This window comes from Streptomyces sp. MCA2, assembly GCF_023544705.1.
Lineage (GTDB): Bacteria > Actinomycetota > Actinomycetes > Streptomycetales > Streptomycetaceae > Streptomyces > Streptomyces decoyicus.
On sequence record NZ_JAMJFM010000047.1, the window covers coordinates 57,285 to 77,062 of the forward strand.

A 19,778-nucleotide genomic window follows, 5' to 3' on the forward strand; every position below is an offset into this window, starting at 1 on the left:
ACTCGGCTGTCGGCTACTCGGCGGCCGCCTCGCCGGAGGCCGAGCGCAGGCGGACGCGGACGCGCTCGACCACATCGGCATAGCGCGCCTCGGCACCATGGCGGGTGGGCTCGTAGTAGCGCTTGCCGTGCACCTCGTCCGGCGCGTACTGCTGCGCCGCGATGCCGCCCGGCAGGTCGTGGGGGTACTGATAGCCCTGGCCGTGGCCGAGCTTCTGAGCGCCCTTGTAATGGCTGTCGCGCAGATGCGGCGGCACCGCACCCGCCTGACCGGCGCGCACGTCCGCCAGGGCGGCGTCGATGGCCATATAGGCGGCGTTCGACTTCGGGGCCAGGGCGAGCGCGATGGTGGCCTGGCTCAGCGTGATCCGCGCCTCCGGGAAGCCGATCATCGCCACGGCCTGGGCGGCGGCGACCGCGGTCTGGAGCGCCGTCGGATCGGCCAGGCCGATGTCCTCGCTCGCGGAGATCATCAGCCGGCGGGCGATGAACCGCGGGTCCTCCCCCGCCTCGATCATGCGCGCCAGGTAATGCAGCGCGGCATCGACGTCCGATCCCCGGATGGACTTGATCAGCGCGCTGGCGACGTCGTAATGCTGGTCCCCGTCGCGGTCGTACTTCACCGCCGCCCGGTTGACGGACTCCTCCAGTGTCTGGAGGGTGATCTCCTTCTCCCCCTTGGCCAGCGCGGAGCCGGCACCGGCCTCCAGGGCCGTCAGCGCGCGCCGGGCATCGCCGCCCGCGATACGCAGCAGATGCCCTTCGGTGTCCCCGGGGAGGGTGACCGAGCCCGCCAGCCCGCGCGCGTCGGTCAGCGCACGCTGGAGCAGCCCGCGCAGATCGTCGTCCGTGAGGGGTTCGAGGGTCAGCAGCAGGGAACGGGACAGCAGCGGCGAGATCACCGAGAAATACGGGTTCTCGGTCGTCGCGGCGATCAGGGTGACCCAGCGGTTCTCCACGGCGGGCAGCAGGGAATCCTGCTGGGCCTTGCTGAAGCGGTGGATCTCGTCGAGGAAGAGGACGGTCTCCTTGCCGAAGCCGCCCGAGGCGCGCCGGGCGCCGTCGATGACCGCGCGGACCTCCTTGACGCCCGCCGTGATCGCCGAGAGCTCCACGAAGCGCTTGTTCGTCGCCTGGCTGACGACATACGCGAGGGTCGTCTTGCCGATCCCCGGCGGCCCCCACAGGAACACCGAGGACGGCCCGGCCGGGCCTCCGCTGCCCTCGCCCACCAGTCGGCGCAACGGCGAGCCCGGCTTGAGCAGATGCTGCTGGCCCACGACTTCGTCGAGGGTGCGCGGACGCATCCGTACGGCGAGCGGGGACCCCGCGGGGTCCTTCTCCTGGCGGTCTTCGGCAGCGGCGGTGAACAGGTCGGGCTCCACGCTCATGAGCCTAAGCCACCCCACTGACAACGCCCCGGCCGCCGTCATGGACGGGCCGGGGCGTCGGAGCCGTACGCGCAAGGCTCGGGCCTGGAGCAGGGTGCTCCTAGAGCAGGGTGCTCCAGTAGGACCACCACTTGGTGAGGATCAGCAGCGCGATCACGCCGTACCAGAGCACCGGTACGACCCAGTGGAACTCCACCACCGTCCGGCGCAGCCCCGCGGGGGCCGGGATGATGCCGTGCTTGATGTTGTGCGCGGTGGTGTACCAGAACATCAGGATGGTCACGCACCAGGTCAGCGTGCACCACAGGCACAGCGAGTTGATGCTGTACAGCGACTGGTCCATCAGCCACATGCAGAAGACCGCGCCGAGGCCCGTGCCGATGTTCAGCCCGATCCAGTACCAGCGGCGGAAGCGGGCGCCGGCCAGCAGGGCCATGCCGATCGCGACGACCACGCCGAAGCCGACCAGCCCGGCCATCGGGTTCGGGAAGCCGAAGACGTCCGCCTGCTTGCTCTGCATGATGTTGGTGCAGGAGATGATCGGGTTGAGACTGCACGCCGGCTTGAAGCTCGGGTCCTTCAGCAGCTCGAACTTGTCCAGGGTGATGATCCAGGCGGCGAAGATGCCCAGCGCGCCGGTGATCACCAGGAGCAGGGCGAAACCGCGACCCGAGCCGATGGTGCCCGCGCCGCTCGCGCGGTCGTCGTCGGTGGACACGTCGTCAAGCGCTGTCGTCGTCATATCGCCGTTCCGTCGATCCCTAGGGAGATGGTCTGAGCAAGCGGGCCCCGGTCGCGGCACCGCCGTTCATTCTGCCCCAACTCCACCATGACCCACTGTGCGATGAACATAAAGACGAAGCGGCCGCACACAGCGTTCTCTCAGCCTTCGCCCGCTGCGGCCCGGCCCGGCCACCCGTCCGGGGGCGCGCCGCCGCCGCTGCGGCCGTCCCGGAATCCCTCCGCCGGGATGAACGCGCTGCGGGCATTGACACCGGACGCCGGGCAGCACGAGGGGCCCGGACGGTCGATCGCCGTCCGGGCCCCTCGGGGTCTGTCTTCCGCGCGGCCTCAGCCCAGCCGGCGCCGGATCTCCTCGGCGACACCGTCCAGCGCGACCGCGGCCTGCTCGCCGCTCTCCAGGTCCTTGAGCTGGACGACGCCCTCGGCGAGGTCCCGCTCGCCCGCCACGAGGGCCAGCCGCGCACCGGAGCGGTTGGCGGACTTCATGGCGTTCTTCAGGCCCTTGCCGCCGAACGCGAAGTCGGTGGCGACACCGGACCGGCGCAGCTCGGTGACCACCCCGAACAGCACCCGGCGGGCCTCCTCGCCGAGCGGTACCGCGTACACGGCGGTGGCGGCGGGGATGTCGAGCGTGACGCCCTCCGCCTCCAGGGCCAGCACCGTGCGGTCGACGCCCAGCGCCCAGCCGACGGACGGCAGCGCGGGGCCGCCGATCATCTCGGAGAGGCCGTCGTAGCGGCCGCCGCCGCCCACCGCGGACTGCGAGCCGAGGCCGTCGTGGACGAACTCGAAGGTGGTGCGGGTGTAGTAGTCCAGGCCGCGGACCAGCTTCTCGTCGTCCTCGAAGGCCACGCCCGCCGTGGTCAGCAGCTCGCGCACCTGCTCGTGGTACGCCTTGCAGGCCTCGCAGAGGTAGTCGCGGAGCTTGGGCGCCCCGTCGAGCTGCTTCTGTACGGACTCGCGCTTGTCGTCCAGGACGCGCAGCGGGTTGATGTCGACCCGGCGGCGGGTGTCCTCGTCCAGGTCGAGCCCGCGCAGGAAGTCCTGGAGCGCGGCGCGGTAGACGGGCCGGCACTCCTTGTCGCCCAGGGAGTTCAGCAGGATGCGGAAGCTCCGCAGTCCCAGCGCGCGGTAGGCCTGGTCGGCCAGGATGATCAACTCGGCGTCGAGCGCCGGGTCTTCGGTTCCGATCGCCTCCGCGCCGACCTGCGAGAAGTGGCGGTAACGGCCCTTCTGCGGACGCTCGTAGCGGTAGTACGAGCCGGAGTACCAGAGCTTGACCGGGAGGTTGCCGGCCTTGTGGAGGTTGGCCTCCAGCGCGGCGCGCAGCACTGATGCGGTGCCCTCGGGGCGCAGCGCCAGCTGGTCGCCGCCCTTGGTCTCGAAGGCGTACATCTCCTTGGTCACGATGTCGGTGGACTCACCGACGCCGCGCGCGAACAGCTCGACGTTCTCAAAACCCGGCGTCTCGATGTAGCCGTACCCGGAGTTCTTCAGCGGCTCGGCGATCGCCTCGCGCACCGCGAGATAGGTGGCGGACTGCGGCGGAATCAGGTCGTACGTGCCCTTGGGGGCCTTGAAGGTGCTCACGGAAGCTCTCGTCACATTCCTCGTCGTGGAGCGGCGCTGAAGCCGTCTCCGAGGCCGGCGGCCACTTCCCGCAGGAAGGGGTTGGTGGCGCGCTCGCGGCCGATGGTGGTCTGGGGGCCGTGGCCGGACAGGACGACGGTCGAGTCCTCCAGCGGCAGGCACACACGGGCCAGCGACTGCAAGATCTCGGCGTGGTCGCCGCCCGGCAGGTCGGTGCGTCCGATGGAGCCGGCGAACAGCAGGTCGCCCGAGAAGAAGACCGGCGGAATGTCGGCCTGCTCGGGCATCCTGAAGGTCACCGACCCCTTGGTATGGCCCGGGGCGTGCGCGACGGAGAATTCCATCCCGGCGAGTTCCAGGGCGGCACCGTCGCTCAGCTCCTTGACGTCGTCCGGCTCCCCCACCGTGAGTTCGCCCATGAGCTGCTGACCGATGGAGCGGCCGATGGCCTTCTCCGGGTCGCTCATCATGTAGCGGTCCGAGGGGTGGATCCAGGCCGGGACGTCGTGCGCGCCGCACACCGGGACGACGGAGGCGACATGGTCGATGTGGCCATGGGTGAGGACGACCGCGACGGGCTTGAGCCGATGCTTTTTGACCGCGTCCTCGACTCCTTGGGCCGCCTGGTGGCCCGGGTCGATGATGACGCACTCCTCGCCTGCTGCGGGGGCGACCAAGTAGCAGTTGGTGCCCCAGGCCCCGGCGGGGAACCCGGCAATCAGCACGTTCGTCCTTAAAGGTCGGTGTGGAGTTCGGTCCGCCGGACCGCTTCTCCCGGACATCTCGGCAGCTCCAGAGCCTACCGGCGGGACTCCCGGCAGGGCGAACCCATATACCGTACGGCCACGGCGCACGAGCGCGATCGATGATCGGACAAGGAGACGACCGGTGGTCAGCAAAGATCAGCGGCGGCGGCAGCTCGCCCGCGAGAAGTACGAGCGTCAGCAGCAACGGCGGTCCGTGGTCCAGCGGAAGAACAAACGCCGCAACGTGATCATCGCTTCCGTCGCGGCCGTCGCGCTGGCCGCCGGAGCCGCGGTCTACGCCACCGCCGGGCTCGCGGGCGGCAGCGACGAGGTGTCCGACCGGGCCGCGGCCCCGACGCCGTCCAAGGCACCGGACCCGTGCAACAGGCCCGCGAAGGGCGCACCGTCGCAGAAGACCTGGCCGAAGGAGCCGGCGATGTCGGTCGACACGTCGGCCTCGTACGCCGTGAAGCTGGCGACGACCTGCGGCACGATCGGTCTGAAGCTGGACGCCGGCAAGGCGCCGCACACGGTCAACTCCTTCGCCTTCCTGGCCGGCCAGGGCTACTTCGACCACAGCACGTGCCACCGCCTGGTCGACGCGGACATCCACGTCCTCCAGTGCGGCGACCCGAAGGGCACCGGCCGCGGTACCCCCGGCTACACCATCCCGGACGAGAACCTCAAGGACCCGCGGCTCAAGGGCGGCGTCTATCCGGCGGGCACGGTCGCGATGGCCAACCGCTACGACGGAGCGAGCGACAAGAGCCGCAACTCCGGTGGCAGCCAGTTCTTCCTCGTCTACCAGGACAGCAAGCTGCCCGCGAACTACACACCGTTCGGCACCATCACGGGCGGTATGGACGTCCTGCGGAAGATCGCCAAGGCCGGTTCGACGCTGGACCCGCAGACCCGCAACACGGCGCCCAACGCCACCGTCGTGATCGACAAGGCGTCCGTGAAGAAGTCCTGACCAGCCGGGCGACCCGGGGGCGGCGCCACGGCACCGCCCCCGGCGAACCGCGGAATTTCGTCGTGCTGGATGCGGACAGCCGACCGCCGGTCGCCTAGATTGGCGTTGTGTAGGGTGCCTGCTCCGACGGCTGCCACCCTCACCCGCAAGTCAGCCCGTCGGACCGGCCAGGGCGCGGCTCTGCCGGACAGAAACTGTGGACGATGCCGGGGGGCCGCACGCCCCCGTCGGCATCATGTGGAGGAGGCGCTGTGAGCAGCGACCCATGGGGCCGCGTCGACGAGACGGGGACCGTGTACGTGCGTACCGCCGATGGCGAGCAGGTCGTCGGATCGTGGCAGGCGGGAACTCCCGAGGAGGCCCTCGCCTACTTCGAGCGCAAGTATGAGGGCCTGGTCGTCGAGATCGGCCTCCTCGAGCGCCGGGTCAAGACCACCGACCTGTCGGCGAAGGACGCGACGACCGCGATCGACCATCTGCGCACCCAGGTCGACGAACACCACGCGGTGGGCGATCTGGACGCGCTGCGCAAGCGGCTGGACAAGCTCGTGGAGACCGTCGAGTCGCGCCGCGAGGAGCGCAAGGCGCTGAAGGCCCGGCAGAGCGACGAGGCCCGGCACGCCAAGGAGAAACTGGTCGCCGAGGCGGAGGAACTGGCGGCCAGCGAGCAGTGGCGGGTGGCCGGCGAGCGGCTGCGTGCGCTGGTCGACACCTGGAAGGGCCTGCCGCGGCTCGACCGCAAGGCGGACGACGAACTGTGGCACCGCTTCTCGCACGCCCGCTCGGCGTTCTCCAAGCGGCGCAAGGCGCACTTCGCGTCGCTGGACGCGCAGCGCGAGGAGTCCCGTAAGGCCAAGGAGAAGCTGGTCGCCGAGGCCCAGTCGCTGTCGAACTCGACGGACTGGGGGGCCACCGCGGCCCGCTACCGCGAGCTGATGGCGGACTGGAAGGCCGCGGGCCGCGCCCAGCGCGAGCACGAGGACGACCTGTGGAACCGCTTCCGCGGCGCCCAGGACATCTTCTTCCAGGCCCGCGGTGAGGTCTTCGCGGAGCGCGACGCCGAGCAGCAGGAGAACCTGACCCGCAAGGAGGAGCTGGCCGTCGAGGCCGAGAAGCTGCTCCCGGTCTCGGACCTGAAGGCCGCGCGGGCGGCTTTCCGCTCGATCAACGAGCGGTGGGAGGCCATCGGCCATGTCCCGCGGGACGCCCGCCCCAAGATCGAGGGCCGGATGCACGCCGTCGAGCGGGCCATCCAGGAGGCCGAGGAGGGCGAGTGGCGCCGTACGAACCCTGAGGCGCGGGCCCGCGCCGCGGGGCTGACCGGCCAGCTCCAGGACGCGGTCGACAAGCTGGAGAAGCAGATCGACACGGCCCGGGCGGCGGGCAACAACGCCAAGGCCGACAAGCTCGGCCGGGAGCTGGAGGGCCGCAAGGCGCTGCTGGACCAGGCGCTCAAGGGCCTGGAGGAGTTCGGCGGGTGACAAGCCCGGTGGACGCGAGGCGGCCCCGGTACGGATCTTCCGTACCGGGGCCGCCTCGTGTGCGTTACGGCCTGCGGGCCGAGGTCACGCGGTAGACGTCGTAGACGCCCTCCACGCCCCGCACGGCCTTCAGGACGTGCCCCAGATGCTTCGGGTCGCCCATCTCGAAGGTGAAGCGGGAGGTGGCGACGCGGTCGCGGGAGGTCTGGACGGCGGCCGAGAGGATGTTGACGTGCTGGTCGGACAGGATCCGGGTGACGTCCGAGAGGAGCCGTGAACGGTCCAGGGCCTCGACCTGGATGGCGACCAGGAAGACGGAGGACTGGGTGGGCGCCCACTCGACGTCCAGGATCCGCTCCGGCTGCCGGGACAGCGAGTCGACGTTGACGCAGTCGGCGCGGTGCACCGAGACGCCGTTGCCGCGGGTGACGAAGCCGATGATGGGGTCGCCCGGCACCGGCGTACAGCAACGGGCGAGCTTGACCCACACATCGTCGACGCCCTTGACGACCACACCGGGGTCGGCGCTGGAGCGGCGCTTGGAGCGCGGCCGGATCGGGGTGGACTCGGCGATGTCCTCGGTGGCCTCGTCCTGGCCGCCGAGCGCCTGCACCAGCTTCTGGACGACGCCCTGGGCGGCGACATGGCCCTCGCCGATGGCGGCGTAGAGCGAGGAGATGTCCGGGTAGCGCATCTCGTGCGCGAGGGTGACCAGGGAGTCGCCGGTCAGGATCCGCTGGATCGGCAGGTTCTGCTTGCGCATGGCGCGCGCGATGGCGTCCTTGCCCTGCTCGATGGCCTCGTCGCGGCGCTCCTTGGAGAACCAGCCGCGGATCTTGTTGCGGGCGCGCGGGGACTTGACGAAGCCGAGCCAGTCGCGGGAGGGCCCGGCGCCCGCCGCCTTGGAGGTGAAGACCTCGACCAAGTCGCCGTTGTCCAGGGTCGATTCGAGCGGTACGAGGCGCCCGTTGACCCGCGCTCCTATCGTGCGGTGGCCGACCTCGGTGTGCACCGCGTACGCGAAGTCGACGGGGGTCGCGCCGGCCGGCAGCGCTATCACGTCGCCCTTCGGCGTGAAGACGAAGACCTCGTTGCGGGACAGGTCGAAGCGCAGCGACTCCAGGAACTCGCCCGGGTCCTCGGTCTCCTTCTGCCAGTCCAGCAACTGCCGCAGCCAGGCCATGTCGTTGACGGTGTCGCCCTTGCCGACGCCCTTGGGCGCGTCCGTGCGCACCTTGGACGTGCCGGCGACCGCCTCCTGCTTGTACTTCCAGTGCGCGGCGATGCCGTACTCGGCGCGGCGGTGCATGTCGAACGTACGGATCTGGAGCTCGACGGGCTTGCCGCTGGGGCCGATCACCGTGGTGTGCAGCGACTGGTACATGTTGAACTTGGGCATCGCGATGTAGTCCTTGAACCGGCCGGGGACCGGGTTCCATCGCGCGTGGATGGTGCCGAGGGCGGCGTAGCAGTCGCGGACGGTGTCGACGAGGACGCGGATGCCCACCAGGTCGTAGATCTCGGCGAAGTCGCGGCCGCGCACGATCATCTTCTGGTAGACGCTGTAGTAGTGCTTCGGGCGGCCCGTGACGGTGGCCTTGATGCGGGCGGCGCGCAGATCGGCCTGGACCTCGTCGGTCACTATGGCCAGATACTCGTCGCGCTTGGGCGCCCGCTCGGCGACCAGCCGCACGATCTCGTCGTACATCTTGGGGTAGAGGATCGCGAAGGCGAGGTCCTCCAGCTCCCACTTGATGGTGTTCATGCCCAGGCGGTGGGCGAGCGGAGCGTAGATCTCCAGCGTCTCGCGGGCCTTCTTCTCCTGCTTCTCCCGCTTGAGGTAGCGCATGGTGCGCATGTTGTGCAGCCGGTCGGCGAGCTTGATCACCAGGACGCGCGGGTCCTTGGCCATCGCGACGACCATCTTGCGGACCGTCTCGGCCTGCGCGGCCTCGCCGAACTTGACGCGGTCGAGCTTGGTGACGCCGTCGACCAGCAGCGCGACCTGGTCGCCGAAGTCGCTCCGCAGGGTGTCCAGGCCGTACTCGGTGTCCTCGACGGTGTCGTGCAGCAGGCCGGCCATCAGGGTCGCCGGGTCCATGCCCAGCTCGGCGAGGATCGTCGTCACCGCGAGCGGGTGGGTGATGTACGGGTCGCCGCTCTTGCGCTTCTGGCCGCGGTGCCAGCGTTCGGCGACCTGGTAGGCACGCTCGATCTGGCGCAGCGTCCCGGTCTCGATCTTGGGATCGTTGCCGCGGACGGCCCGCAGCAGCGGCTCCAGGACCGGGTTGTACGGGCTGGAGCGCTGGACGCCCAGCCGGGCGAGGCGGGCCCGTACCCGGTTGGGCGAGCCGGAGCGGCCGGCGGAGGCGGGCGCCGGCGGCTTGGGCGCCGGGGGCTGGTCGGCCTTGGCGGGCGGCTTGGCCGCGCGGGACGGCGACGCGGGCTGGGGCGAGGAGGCGGCGGGCCCCGGCTCGGGCGCCGTACGGCGCCGCTCGGCGCGGGCCTGGGGCGCGGCGGAGCCGCCGGCCGGCGGCCGGGGCGTGGCGGTGCCGTCGGACGCACCCTGCCGCTCGGGCCGGGGCGCGTCCGAGGAAGCCGCGTCCGACAGCTTGGGCTCGTCCGGGCGCGCGGCGTCGGATCCCGCCGGACGCAGTCCGGGGGAGAGCGGCTGGGCCTCGTCTGGCAAGAGCACTCCTCAAGCGGTTCCGGACCCCAGGACCTCGAACGGGCCGGGGTGCCATCGTATCGACCCCGGGGCCGCTCCTCCCGCCCGGCCGGGGTTCCGTACATGACACAGCAGCAGGGGCACCCGAATTCTTCCGGGTGCCCCTGCGTGCGGAGGTGCTGTGCGCGTGCGGCTCAGACCGTGATCAGGGCCTCCAGCGGAGCGCCCTTCAGGCCCGGCTCCAGGCGCTGCCGCCCGGACAGGAATTCCAGCTCCAGCAGGACCGCCACGCCTGCGACCTCGGCGCCCGCACGGCGGATGAGCTGCAACGAGGCGTCGGCGGTGCCGCCGGTGGCGAGGACGTCGTCGATCACCAGCACCCGTTCTCCCGGGGCCAGCGCATCGGCGTGGATCTCGATCTCGGCGGTGCCGTACTCCAGCTCGTACGCCTGCCGGAGCGTCGCGCGGGGCAGCTTGCCGGCCTTGCGAACGGGGACGAACCCGACGCCGGCCCGGATGGCGACCGGGGCGGCGAGGATGAAGCCGCGCGCCTCCAGGCCCACGACCTTGTCCACCCGATGGCGCTCGCACAGCTCGACGAACGCCTCGGTCAGCGCGCCGAAGGCGGCCGGGTCGTCCAGCAACGGGGTGATGTCCTTGAACACCACACCCGGCTGCGGGTGGTCCGGGACGTCCGCGATCCGGCTGAGCAGCAGCTCACGCAGGCCTGCCGGGGCGCTCATCGGCGCTTGCCCGACGGGCGGCCGCGGCCGCGGTTGCGGGAGGCGGGCTGCTGACGGGGGCCGACGACCGTGCCGTCGTCACCGTCCTCGGCGTCCCCCGCGGCGGACGCCGCATCCTGCGCGTCCTCCTGGCTCGCGCCCTTGGCCGCGGCCGCGGCGCGCTTCGCCTTGACCCGCTTGGCCAGCGCCTTCATCTCCGGCTCGCGGTCCTTCAGATCGGCGACCAGCGGCGTCGCGATGAAGATCGAGGAGTACGCACCGGCGGCGAGACCGACGAACAGGGCCAGCGAGATGTCGTTGAGCATGCCCGCGCCCAGGACACCGCCGCCGACGAACAGCAGACCGGCGACCGGGAGCAGCGCCACGACAGTGGTGTTGATGGAGCGCACCAGGGTGCCGTTGATGCTGCGGTTGGCGATCTCGCTGTAGGTGAAGCGGGTCTGCTTGGTGATGTCCTTGGAGGCTTCCTTGAGGCTGTCGAAGACGACGACCGTGTCGTAGAGGGAGTAACCAAGGATCGTCAGCAGACCGATGACCGTGCCGGGGGTGACCTCGAAGCCGACCAGCGCGTAGATGCCGACCGTGATCGTGAGGTCGTGGATCAGCGCGACCAGGGCGGCGACCGCCATCCGCCACTCGAAGGCGATGGCCAGGTAGAGCACCACGAGGACCATGAAGATCCCCAGGCCCAGCCAGGCCTTGTTGGCGATCTGCTCACCCCAACTCGGGCCGACCAGCTGGGTGTTGACGTCCTTGACCGGGACGTTCAGGTCCTTGGCGAGCCCTTCCTGGACCGGCACCGCTGCCTTGGTGTCCAGACCGCTGATCTGGATACGCAGCGCGCCGTCGCCGAGCTTCTGCACCATGGCCTGGTGGCCACCGGCCGCCGACTCGGCCTTGTGCTGCGCCTCCGAGGCGGACACGGAGGTCTTCGGGGTGGTGAAGACCGCGCCGCCGGAGAACTCGATGCCCATGTTCAGGCCGCGCACCCCCAGGCCGACGATGGCCACGATGGTGATGAGGATCGAGAGTCCGTACCAGATCTTCCGCTTGCCGATGAAGTCGTAGCCGACCTCGCCGCGGTAGAGCCGGGCGCCGATGTTTCCGAGCTTGGACATCTCACGCCTCCTTCGTGGTGGGGGCGGCGCCGCGACGGCGGCGCAGCGGCGGCTTGGCGCCCAGGCGCTTGGGGTCGAGGCCGGACCAGGAATGACCGTCGGAGAAGAACTTCCGCCGGGCCAGCAGCGTCATCAGGGGCTTGGTGAAGAAGAAGACCACGACGACGTCGAGGACGGTGGTCAGGCCGAGCGTGAAGGCGAAGCCCTGCACCTTGCCGACGGTGACGGCGAACAGCACCGCGGCGGCCAGGAACGACACGAAGTCGGAGACCAGGATCGTGCGTCGGGCCCGCGGCCAGCCGCGCTCGACGGCCGGGCGCAGGGTGCGTCCCTCGCGGATCTCGTCCCGGATGCGTTCGAAGTAGACGATGAACGAGTCGGCGGTGATACCGATGGCGACGATGGCACCACAGACCGCCGGGAGGTTCAGCGCGAACCCGATGGCCGGGCCGAGCAAGGTCATGATCGTGTACGTCAGGACCGCCGAGACGCCCAGGCTCGCCAGCGCGACCAGCGCCAGCCCCCGGTAGTAGGCGACGAGGTAGATGACGACCAGCGCGAGGCCGATGGCGCCCGCGATCAGACCGGCGTGCAGCTGCTCGCCACCGAGCGCCGCGGTGACCGTGGTCTCGTCGTCGATCTTGAAGGAGAGCGGCAGGGCACCGTAGGACAGCATGTTGCCGAGGTCCTCGGCGGTCTGCTGGGTGAAGCCGCCGGAGATGGTGGCTCCGCCGCCCATGATGGCCTTGTCGACCGAGGGGGAGGACACGACCGCGCCGTCCAGGACGATGCCGAACTGGTTCTGCGGCGGCGCCTTGGCGGCGAGCTTGCCGGTGATGTCCCCGAACTTCTTGCCGCCCTCGGAGGTGAAGTCCATCTGGACGATCCAGCCCTGGCCCTGCTGGCTGTCGAAGACGGCCTTGGCGCCGCTGACGTCCGTGCCCTCGACGCCGACCGGGCCGAGCGCGTACTTCTGGGCGCCGTCCTGCTTGCACGCCACGATCGGGTCGGACGGCTTGGTGTTGGCGGCCTTCTCGCCCGCGGCGGCGCGGCCCTCCTTCGTGGAGCAGTCCAGCGCGTTGAGCTGCTTCTGGAGAGCCGGCGGGATGTCCGCGGCGCCCGGAGGCGCCGGCGGCGCCGGGGGTGTGGAGGGCTTGCCCGACGGGGTGGGCTTGGCGGAGGGCGCCTTCTTGAGCGAGTCCGTCACCGCGCGGCCCTGCGTCGTCGGCTTCGCGCTCGGCGACTGCTGGGTGCCCGGCTGGGCCTTGTCACCCGAGGCCTTGTCGCCCTTGCCCTTGCCGTTCGCGCCGCCCTGCGAGGGGCTGGGCTTGGGCTCGGGGGTCTTCGTCCCCGCGGTGGTGGTCAGCACCGGCCGGAATCCGAGCTGGGCGGTGGTGCCGACCTGCTGGCGGGCCTGCTTCGCGTCCGTCCCCTTGGGGATGTTCACGATGATGTGGTTGCTGCCCTGCGTCTGGACCTCGGACTCGGTCACACCGAGACCGTTGACCCGCCGCTCCATGATGCCGGCGGCGGTCTTCATGTTGGTCTCGTTGATCGCGTTGGGCTTGCCCGGCTGGTTCTGGGCCGCCAGCGTGAAGCTGGTGCCGCCGGCCAGGTCGATGCCCAGTCGCGGCGTCAGCGTGCCGGAGTAGAACATGCCTCCGACCAGCCCCGCCATGGCGATCAGGACCAGGATCAGGGTGCGGCCCGGATGCCCCTGGCTCGCGGGCGCCCTGCGGCCCTTCTTCGGTGCTGCCACCTTCTCGTATCTCCCTGTCCAACCCCTCGGCCCGGGATGCCGGCCGAGCGGCCACGAAGTCTTGTGGGGACGTGCCCCCGCCGGAGCCTAAACCGTCACGGAACCGCGGTGCACGACACACCACGCGTGCTCCGCGGTTCCGTGGGGCGGACTACTTGGCTTCGTCGTCGCCGGACTTCTTCTCGTCCTTGACGGTGTCCGCGTCCGCCTTGACGGCGTCCTTGACGTCCTTGGTGTCCTCGGCGGCCTTGGTGTCCTTCGCCTGGTCGGCGGCGGGCTCGTCCACGGCGGGCTCGGCGGCCGCGGCCTCGGTCTTGCCCAGGTCGATCTTGTCGCCCTTGTCGCCGGTCTCGTCGGCGGAGGCGGCGGTCAGCGAGGACGCGTCGTCCGGGACGACCGGCTCGCCGCCGTGGATCGGGTCGGCACCGTCCAGGATGCGGTTGTACTCCTCGTCCGCGAGCACGGCGCCGATGGCGTTCTTCGCGTAGATCGCGTGCACGCCGGGAGCGACCTCCAGGAGGACGGTCTCGTCGTGGATTTCCTTGACGGTGGCGTACATGCCGCCGATGGTCCGGACGCCGGTGCCGGCCTGCATTTCATTGCGCATCTGCGCGGCCGCCTGCTGCTTCTTCTTGGCAGACCGGGTCATCAGGAACATGGCCCCGATGAGGACGATGAAGGGGAGGAGAGTCACGATACTCACGGGACGGAAATCCTTCGCACGACCGCGGATGCGCGGTCTCATATACGGGGGTGGGTATGCCGTCCATACGGATGGCATCGGCGGAGTCTAAGCGAGTCCCCACCAGTGGAACAACGCCCAGCATCGCACCGCAGTTCCTGACCGGGCGAGTCCCCGCGCCGTCAGGCCCCGAACAAGCCCTGCTGTCCGCTTCCGCCCGCTTGCTGCTGCGGCGGCACGAGTCCCAGATGGGCCCACGCGGCCGGGGTCGCGATCCGGCCCCTGGGGGTCCTGGCCAGCAGTCCTTCCCGTACGAGGAAGGGCTCGGCGACCTCCTCGACGGTCTCGCGCTCCTCCCCCACCGCGACCGCGAGGGTGGACAGGCCGACCGGGCCGCCGCCGAACAGCTTGAGCAGGGCCGTGAGCACGGCGCGGTCGAGACGGTCCAGGCCGCGGGCGTCGACCTCGTAGACCCCGAGCGCCTGGGAGGCGATCTCGCGGGTGATCAAGCCGTCGGCCTTCACCTGGGCGTAGTCGCGGACGCGGCGCAGCAGGCGGTTGGCGATACGGGGCGTGCCGCGGGAGCGGCCGGCGATCTCGGCGGCGCCCTCGGGTTCTATATCCAGGTCCAGCAGCCCGGCCGAGCGGTGGATGACCCGCTCCAGCTCGGCGGGGGCGTAGAACTCCATATGGGCCGTGAAGCCGAAGCGGTCGCGCAGCGGGGGCGGCAGCAGACCGGCCCGGGTCGTGGCGCCGACCAGGGTGAACGGGGGGAGTTCGAGGGGGATGGCGGTGGCTCCCGGGCCCTTGCCGACGATCACGTCGACGCGGAAGTCCTCCATGGCCATGTAGAGCATTTCCTCGGCGGGCCGGGACATCCGGTGGATCTCGTCGAGAAAGAGGACCTCGCCCTCCTGGAGGGAGGAGAGGATCGCGGCGAGATCTCCGGCGTGCTGGATGGCGGGGCCGGAGGTGATCCGGATCGGGGCGCCCATCTCGGCGGCGATGATCATCGAGAGGGTCGTCTTGCCGAGGCCCGGCGCCCCGGACAGCAGGACGTGATCGGCGGTGGCGCCGCGGGCGCGGGCGGCGCGCAGCACCAGGTCGAGCTGTTCGCGCACCCGCTCCTGGCCGACGAATTCCTCGAGGTCCTTGGGCCTCAGCGCGGCCTCGACGGCGGTGTCCTCGCCGTCCGCGTCCGCCCCGACCAGCCGGTCGGGCGCGCCGGTGGCGGTCTCCTCGGCGGTGCTGTGCGGTGCGGTGTCGTCCCAGTTCACTGCGGATTGCCTCGCGGGGTCGGGGCGGCCGGGCCGCCTGCGTGGTCGTACGGTCGGGGGCGCGGGGCCCGGCCGGCGGCGGTCATCGCGCCCGGTTGAGGGTCTGGAGGGCGGCCTTGAGCAGCTGCGGCACCTGGGGCGCACCGCCCTCGGCCACGGCCGCCTCGGCCTGCGGGGCGACCGCGGCGACCGCTTCGTCCGCCTCGCGGGTGGCATAGCCGAGGCCGATCAGGGCGGCGTGCAGCTGGTCGCGCCAGCCGGCCGTGACGGCGCTGCCGACGCCCGCGCGGCCGGTGCCCACCGGCTCTCCGAGCCGGTCCTTGAGCTCCAGGAGCAGCTTCTGTGCGCCCTTCTTGCCGATGCCCGGAACGGCGGTCAGGGTCTTCTCGTCACCGGTCGAGACGGCGAGGCGCAGGGTGTCCGGGGCGTGCACGGCCAGCATCGCCTGGGCGAGCCGGGGGCCGACGCCGCTGGCGGTCTGGAGCAGCTCGAAGGTCTGGCGCTCGTCGTCGTCGGCGAAGCCGTAGAGCGTGAGCGAGTCCTCGCGGACGACGAGGGACGTGGCGAGCTTGGCCTGCTGTCCGATCCGGAGGGTGGACAGGGTGTTCGGTGTGCACTGGACGGCCATGCCGATACCGCCGACCTCGACGACGGCGGTGTCCGGGGCGAGGGCCGCGACCGGGCCGGAGACGAAGGCGATCATCGGGTGCCCTTCTGGGGAGTCGCCCGGCGCGGGCCGGAGGACGGGATGGTGGCGGGAGCGGCGCGGCGGGCCGCGGCGTGCGCCTGCTGGAGGCGGTTGACCGCGGGGGCGCGCCAGATATGACAGATGGCCAGGGCCAGGGCATCGGCGGCGTCGGCCGGCTTCGGCGGCGCGTCGAGCCGCAGCAGGCGGGTGACCATCGCGCCGACCTGGGCCTTGTCGGCCCGGCCCGATCCGGTGACGGCGGCCTTGACCTCGCTGGGGGTGTGCAGCGCGACCGGCAGCCCGCGGCGCGCCGCGCACAGCATGGCGACCGCGCTGGCCTGGGCGGTGCCCATGACCGTACGGACGTTGTGCTGGCTGAAGACCCGCTCGACGGCGACGTATTCCGGGCGGTGCTCGTCGAGCCAGGCGTCTATTCCGCGCTCGATCTCGACGAGGCGGAGGGCGATATCGGCGTCCGCGGGAGTGCGGACGACGCCCACGCCGACCATCGTCAGCGGGCGCCCCGCGGCCCCGTCGACCACGCCGACTCCGCAGCGCGTCAGCCCCGGGTCCACCCCCAGCACCTTCATCGGTCCCCGCCCCTCGCACTGTCGGTCAGCTGTTCGTGATCAGAGAGCGGATGCCCCCTGATCAGCACAGTAGTGGCTGCCACTGACAAACCGACGGGCCGACGGGGTGTGTCCCCGTCGGCCCGTCAGTCGACCGAGCGTGCCACGCCCCTCAGGCGTCGACCTTGGCCATCACATCGTCCGAGACGTCGAAGTTGGCGAAGACGTTCTGCACGTCGTCGCTGTCCTCCAGCGCGTCGATCAGCTTGAAGATCTTGCGCGCGCCCTCTTCCTCCAGCTCGACCTGCATGGTCGGGACGAAGTTGGCGTCGGCGGAGTCGTAGTCGATACCGGACTCCTGAAGGGCGCTGCGGACCGCGACCAGGTCGGTGGCCTCGCTGAGCACCTCGAAGGACTCGCCGAGGTCGTTGACCTCCTCGGCGCCGGCGTCCAGGACCGCGCCCAGGACGTCGTCCTCGGTCAGTTCACCCTTGGGGACGATCACCACGCCCTTGCGGTTGAACAGGTACGACACCGAACCCGGGTCGGCCATCGAACCGCCGTTGCGGGTCATGGCGACGCGCACGTCCGAGGCGGCACGGTTGCGGTTGTCGGTGAGGCACTCGATGAGCACCGCGACACCGTTGGGGCCGTACCCCTCGTACATGATGGTTTCGTAGTCGGCGCCGCCCGCTTCAAGACCGGCACCGCGCTTGAGCGCGGAGTCGATGTTCTTGTTGGGCACCGAGCTCTTCTTGGCCTTCTGGATGGCGTCGAAGAGCGTCGGGTTGCCCTCGGGGTCGGCGCCGCCCGTACGGGCCGCGACCTCGATGTTCTTGATCAGCTTCGCGAAGAGCTTGCCGCGCTTGGCATCGATCACGGCCTTCTTGTGCTTCGTCGTAGCCCATTTAGAGTGGCCGGACATCCGCCTGTCTCCTTCGCGTAACCAACGTCTGAAACGAACGCCTAGATCCTACCGGGGACAGGTCACACGGTGTCACTCCCACCCGTCGCCCGGCCACCACGGAGTGGAGCCCTAAGCGCTCCGCACCATGTCCACGAACAGGGCGTGGACCCGGTGGTCGCCGGTGAGCTCCGGGTGGAAGGACGTGGCGAGGACGTTACCCTGCCGCACGGCCACGGTGTGCCCGTCGTACGTCGCCAGGACCTCGACCGCGCCGCCGACCGACTCGACCCAGGGCGCCCGGATGAAGACGCCTTCGACCGGTCCGCCGGGGATCCCGGTGACGTCGATGGCCGCCTCGAACGACTCGTTCTGCCGCCCGAAGGCGTTACGGCGCACGATCATGTCGATGCCGCCGAACGTCTCCTGGTCCTCGCGGGCGTCCAGCAGCTTGTCCGCGACCATGATCATGCCGGCGCAGGTGCCGTAGACCGGCTTGCCCGCGGCGACGAAGGCGCGCAGCGGCTCCAGCATGCCGAAGACGATCGCCAGCTTGGACATCGTGGTGGACTCGCCGCCCGGTATGACCAGGCCGTCGATCTCGTCCAGTTCCTCGGGGCGGCGCACCGGCCGGGCCAGGGCACCGGCGTCCGCGAGCGCCTTGACATGCTCGCGGACGTCACCCTGGAGGGCCAGCACACCGATGGTGGGGGTGCTCATCTACGTTCCTACCAGCCGCGGTTGGCGTAGCGCTCGGCCTCGGGGAGGGTGTCGCAGTTGATGCCGACCATGGCCTCGCCCAGGTTGCGGGAGACATCCGCGATGACCTTCGGGTCGTCGTAGAAGGTGGTGGCCTTCACGATCGCGGCGGCGCGCTTGGCGGGGTCGCCGGACTTGAAGATGCCGGAGCCGACGAACACGCCCTCGGCGCCGAGCTGACGCATCAGCGCGGCATCGGCCGGGGTGGCCACACCACCGGCGGAGAACAGCACGACCGGCAGCTTGCCGAGCTCGGCGACCTCCTTGACCAGCTCGTACGGGGCGCGCAGCTCCTTGGCGGCGGCGAACAGCTCGTTGTGGTCGTAGCCGCGCAGCCGGGCGATCTCGCCCTTGATCTGACGCATGTGGCGCACCGCCTCGACGACGTTGCCGGTGCCGGCCTCGCCCTTCGAGCGGATCATGGCCGCGCCCTCGGTGATCCGGCGCAGCGCCTCGCCCAGGTTGGTGGCACCACACACGAAGGGGGTGGTGAACGCCCACTTGTCGGAGTGGTTGACCTCGTCGGCCGGGGTGAGGACCTCGGACTCGTCGATGTAGTCGACACCCAGCGACTGGAGGACCTGCGCCTCGACGAAGTGGCCGATACGGGACTTGGCCATGACCGGGATGGAGACGGCGCTGATGATGCCGTCGATCATGTCGGGGTCGGACATCCGGGCCACGCCGCCGTCCTTGCGGATGTCGGCGGGGACCCGCTCCAGGGCCATGACGGCGACGGCGCCCGCGTCCTCGGCGATCTTCGCCTCTTCCGGCGTGACGACGTCCATGATCACGCCGCCCTTGAGCTGCTCGGCCATTCCGCGCTTGACGCGCGCGGTTCCGGTCTCGGGGTTCTGGGGCGTGGTGGGCGTGCTGGACACGGTTTGACCTCACTCAATGCGGGTGGCTGTACTGCTGCGCCCACACAACCGTTAGTCAGTGGCCCGGGGAAAGGGCCAATTAGAGGTCAGTGGCTCGTCACCGCTGGGAGTCGCAGCCTCCGGCGCCCGGGCGCCGGGTCCCGCAACCCGGCTCAGTTCCCGGCCGAGCGGTCGTCCAGGACGGCCGGCGGCTCGTCGTCCATCTCGAAGGCCAGCGGGAAGGGCGCATGCCCGGCGAGCCGGAGGTAACGCACCACCCGGTGGCGGCGGACGGCACGGGCGGCCCGTACGGCGTCGTTGTGGAAGCGGCGCGCCATCGGGACCCGGCGCACCGCGGCGGTGAGTTCGGTGACCGTCCGCTCCCCGCCGGGCGCCTCCCGCACGGCCTCCAGCTGCGTCTCCTCGTCGAAGATGGCCCGCAGCGCCTGGCTCAGCTCACTCTCCGCGACCTCCCGGTGGTCCTCCTCGGCCTGCCGGGCCTCGTGCGCGGCCTGGTAGAGGACGATCGAGGCGGCCGGATCGAGGATCCCCGAGGTGCCCACCTCCTGCGCGACGGACGCCCGCCGGAGCAGTTGGGCGTCGAGGGCCGCCCTGGCCGCGTCGATGCGGGCGTGCAGGCGGTCGAGGCGGCCGGCCGTCCAGCTCAGATAGATACCGATGAGGACGATCGCGGCGGCGATCCAGATGAACGTGGTCACGGCGAGTCACGATACGCGCTTGCGCGCTTGGCTTTTTCCCACGTTTTTGGCTGTCCCGCCATGGTTGGTTGCTCGCCGTTGCGCCTGCGGCGGGCCGGGTCCGCTGCG

General features: G+C 70.7%; 18 protein-coding genes. 2 read left to right on the forward strand and 16 right to left on the reverse strand.

Features of this window, described 5'->3' with window-relative positions; all coding sequences use genetic code 11:
• Positions 1-13: 13 nt before the first annotated feature.
• The 4 genes from M8I34_RS31015 to M8I34_RS31030 form a co-directional block, all read right to left on the reverse strand.
• Positions 14-1,390, reverse strand: coding sequence for a replication-associated recombination protein A (locus M8I34_RS31015; protein WP_250055037.1), 1,377 nt, complete (start codon positions 1,388-1,390; stop codon positions 14-16).
• A gap of 100 nt (positions 1,391-1,490) precedes the next feature.
• Positions 1,491-2,132, reverse strand: a complete 642-nt coding sequence (locus tag M8I34_RS31020) for a vitamin K epoxide reductase family protein (RefSeq protein ID WP_250055039.1) — start codon at positions 2,130-2,132, stop codon at positions 1,491-1,493.
• Between the two features lie 329 nt (positions 2,133-2,461).
• Entirely contained in the window at positions 2,462-3,724 is a 1,263-nt protein-coding gene (hisS, locus tag M8I34_RS31025) for a histidine--tRNA ligase (RefSeq protein WP_250055041.1), read from the reverse strand.
• A gap of 11 nt (positions 3,725-3,735) precedes the next feature.
• Positions 3,736-4,449, reverse strand: coding sequence for an MBL fold metallo-hydrolase (locus M8I34_RS31030; RefSeq protein WP_244415965.1), 714 nt, complete (start codon positions 4,447-4,449; stop codon positions 3,736-3,738).
• Positions 4,450-4,612: 163 nt separating this feature from the next.
• Between M8I34_RS31030 and M8I34_RS31035 the strand changes: the two genes are divergently transcribed.
• The gene (locus tag M8I34_RS31035) at positions 4,613-5,443 is read left to right on the forward strand and encodes a peptidylprolyl isomerase (RefSeq protein WP_250055043.1); all 831 of its coding nucleotides are present in this window, start codon (positions 4,613-4,615) and stop codon (positions 5,441-5,443) included.
• 251 nt (positions 5,444-5,694) lie between these two features.
• Positions 5,695-6,924: a DUF349 domain-containing protein gene (locus tag M8I34_RS31040; RefSeq protein WP_250055045.1), complete on the forward strand. Its 1,230-nt coding sequence runs from the start codon at positions 5,695-5,697 to the stop codon at positions 6,922-6,924.
• A 64-nt stretch (positions 6,925-6,988) separates the two neighbouring features.
• Here the strand turns inward: M8I34_RS31040 and M8I34_RS31045 are convergent, their stop codons facing one another.
• The 12 genes from M8I34_RS31045 to M8I34_RS31100 all read right to left on the reverse strand — a co-directional run bounded on the left by M8I34_RS31045 (position 6,989) and on the right by M8I34_RS31100 (position 19,670).
• A complete protein-coding gene (locus M8I34_RS31045; protein WP_250055055.1) occupies positions 6,989-9,613 on the reverse strand; it encodes a bifunctional (p)ppGpp synthetase/guanosine-3',5'-bis(diphosphate) 3'-pyrophosphohydrolase in 2,625 nt (874 codons plus the stop codon).
• 173 nt (positions 9,614-9,786) lie between these two features.
• Positions 9,787-10,335, reverse strand: coding sequence for an adenine phosphoribosyltransferase (locus M8I34_RS31050; protein WP_250055058.1), 549 nt, complete (start codon positions 10,333-10,335; stop codon positions 9,787-9,789).
• Positions 10,332-11,453 carry a protein translocase subunit SecF gene (gene secF, locus M8I34_RS31055; protein WP_250055060.1) on the reverse strand — a complete coding sequence of 374 codons (1,122 nt, stop codon included), beginning with the start codon at positions 11,451-11,453 and terminating at the stop codon, positions 10,332-10,334. Before secF ends, M8I34_RS31050 begins: the two co-directional genes overlap by 4 nt.
• A 1-nt stretch (position 11,454) precedes the next feature.
• Complete coding sequence (secD, locus tag M8I34_RS31060) at positions 11,455-13,212, reverse strand: protein translocase subunit SecD (protein WP_250055063.1); 1,758 nt, start codon at positions 13,210-13,212, stop codon at positions 11,455-11,457.
• A 151-nt stretch (positions 13,213-13,363) separates the two neighbouring features.
• On the reverse strand, positions 13,364-13,915 hold the full coding sequence (gene yajC, locus M8I34_RS31065; RefSeq protein ID WP_250055074.1) for a preprotein translocase subunit YajC: 552 nt from the start codon (positions 13,913-13,915) through the stop codon (positions 13,364-13,366).
• 161 nt (positions 13,916-14,076) lie between these two features.
• The gene (ruvB, locus tag M8I34_RS31070) at positions 14,077-15,171 is read right to left on the reverse strand and encodes a Holliday junction branch migration DNA helicase RuvB (RefSeq protein ID WP_030076377.1); all 1,095 of its coding nucleotides are present in this window, start codon (positions 15,169-15,171) and stop codon (positions 14,077-14,079) included.
• 82 nt (positions 15,172-15,253) lie between these two features.
• Entirely contained in the window at positions 15,254-15,874 is a 621-nt protein-coding gene (gene ruvA, locus M8I34_RS31075; protein ID WP_250055076.1) for a Holliday junction branch migration protein RuvA, read from the reverse strand.
• On the reverse strand, positions 15,871-16,449 hold the full coding sequence (ruvC, locus tag M8I34_RS31080) for a crossover junction endodeoxyribonuclease RuvC (RefSeq protein WP_250055085.1): 579 nt from the start codon (positions 16,447-16,449) through the stop codon (positions 15,871-15,873). Before ruvC ends, ruvA begins: the two co-directional genes overlap by 4 nt.
• Positions 16,450-16,600: 151 nt before the next feature.
• Entirely contained in the window at positions 16,601-17,353 is a 753-nt protein-coding gene (locus M8I34_RS31085) for a YebC/PmpR family DNA-binding transcriptional regulator (RefSeq protein ID WP_250055087.1), read from the reverse strand.
• A gap of 111 nt (positions 17,354-17,464) precedes the next feature.
• Positions 17,465-18,052 carry a pyridoxal 5'-phosphate synthase glutaminase subunit PdxT gene (gene pdxT / locus M8I34_RS31090; RefSeq protein ID WP_250055089.1) on the reverse strand — a complete coding sequence of 196 codons (588 nt, stop codon included), beginning with the start codon at positions 18,050-18,052 and terminating at the stop codon, positions 17,465-17,467.
• An 8-nt stretch (positions 18,053-18,060) separates the two neighbouring features.
• Positions 18,061-18,972, reverse strand: a complete 912-nt coding sequence (gene pdxS / locus M8I34_RS31095) for a pyridoxal 5'-phosphate synthase lyase subunit PdxS (RefSeq protein WP_250055092.1) — start codon at positions 18,970-18,972, stop codon at positions 18,061-18,063.
• Between the two features lie 152 nt (positions 18,973-19,124).
• On the reverse strand, positions 19,125-19,670 hold the full coding sequence (locus tag M8I34_RS31100) for a hypothetical protein (RefSeq protein WP_244415955.1): 546 nt from the start codon (positions 19,668-19,670) through the stop codon (positions 19,125-19,127).
• Between the last annotated feature and the right edge of the window lie 108 nt (positions 19,671-19,778).

What these genes read in the sequence shown, in the direction of transcription:
- M8I34_RS31015 (WP_250055037.1), bottom strand. Translation starts at nt 1,390, where the DNA reads ATGAGCGTGGAGCCCGACCTGTTCACCGCCGCTGCCGAAGACCGCCAG.
- M8I34_RS31020 (WP_250055039.1), bottom strand. Translation starts at nt 2,132, where the DNA reads ATGACGACGACAGCGCTTGACGACGTGTCCACCGACGACGACCGCGCG.
- M8I34_RS31050 (WP_250055058.1), bottom strand. Translation starts at nt 10,335, where the DNA reads ATGAGCGCCCCGGCAGGCCTGCGTGAGCTGCTGCTCAGCCGGATCGCG.
- secF (WP_250055060.1), bottom strand. Translation starts at nt 11,453, where the DNA reads ATGTCCAAGCTCGGAAACATCGGCGCCCGGCTCTACCGCGGCGAGGTC.
- ruvA (WP_250055076.1), bottom strand. Translation starts at nt 15,874, where the DNA reads ATGATCGCCTTCGTCTCCGGCCCGGTCGCGGCCCTCGCCCCGGACACC.
- ruvC (WP_250055085.1), bottom strand. Translation starts at nt 16,449, where the DNA reads ATGAAGGTGCTGGGGGTGGACCCGGGGCTGACGCGCTGCGGAGTCGGC.
- M8I34_RS31085 (WP_250055087.1), bottom strand. Translation starts at nt 17,353, where the DNA reads ATGTCCGGCCACTCTAAATGGGCTACGACGAAGCACAAGAAGGCCGTG.
- pdxT (WP_250055089.1), bottom strand. Translation starts at nt 18,052, where the DNA reads ATGAGCACCCCCACCATCGGTGTGCTGGCCCTCCAGGGTGACGTCCGC.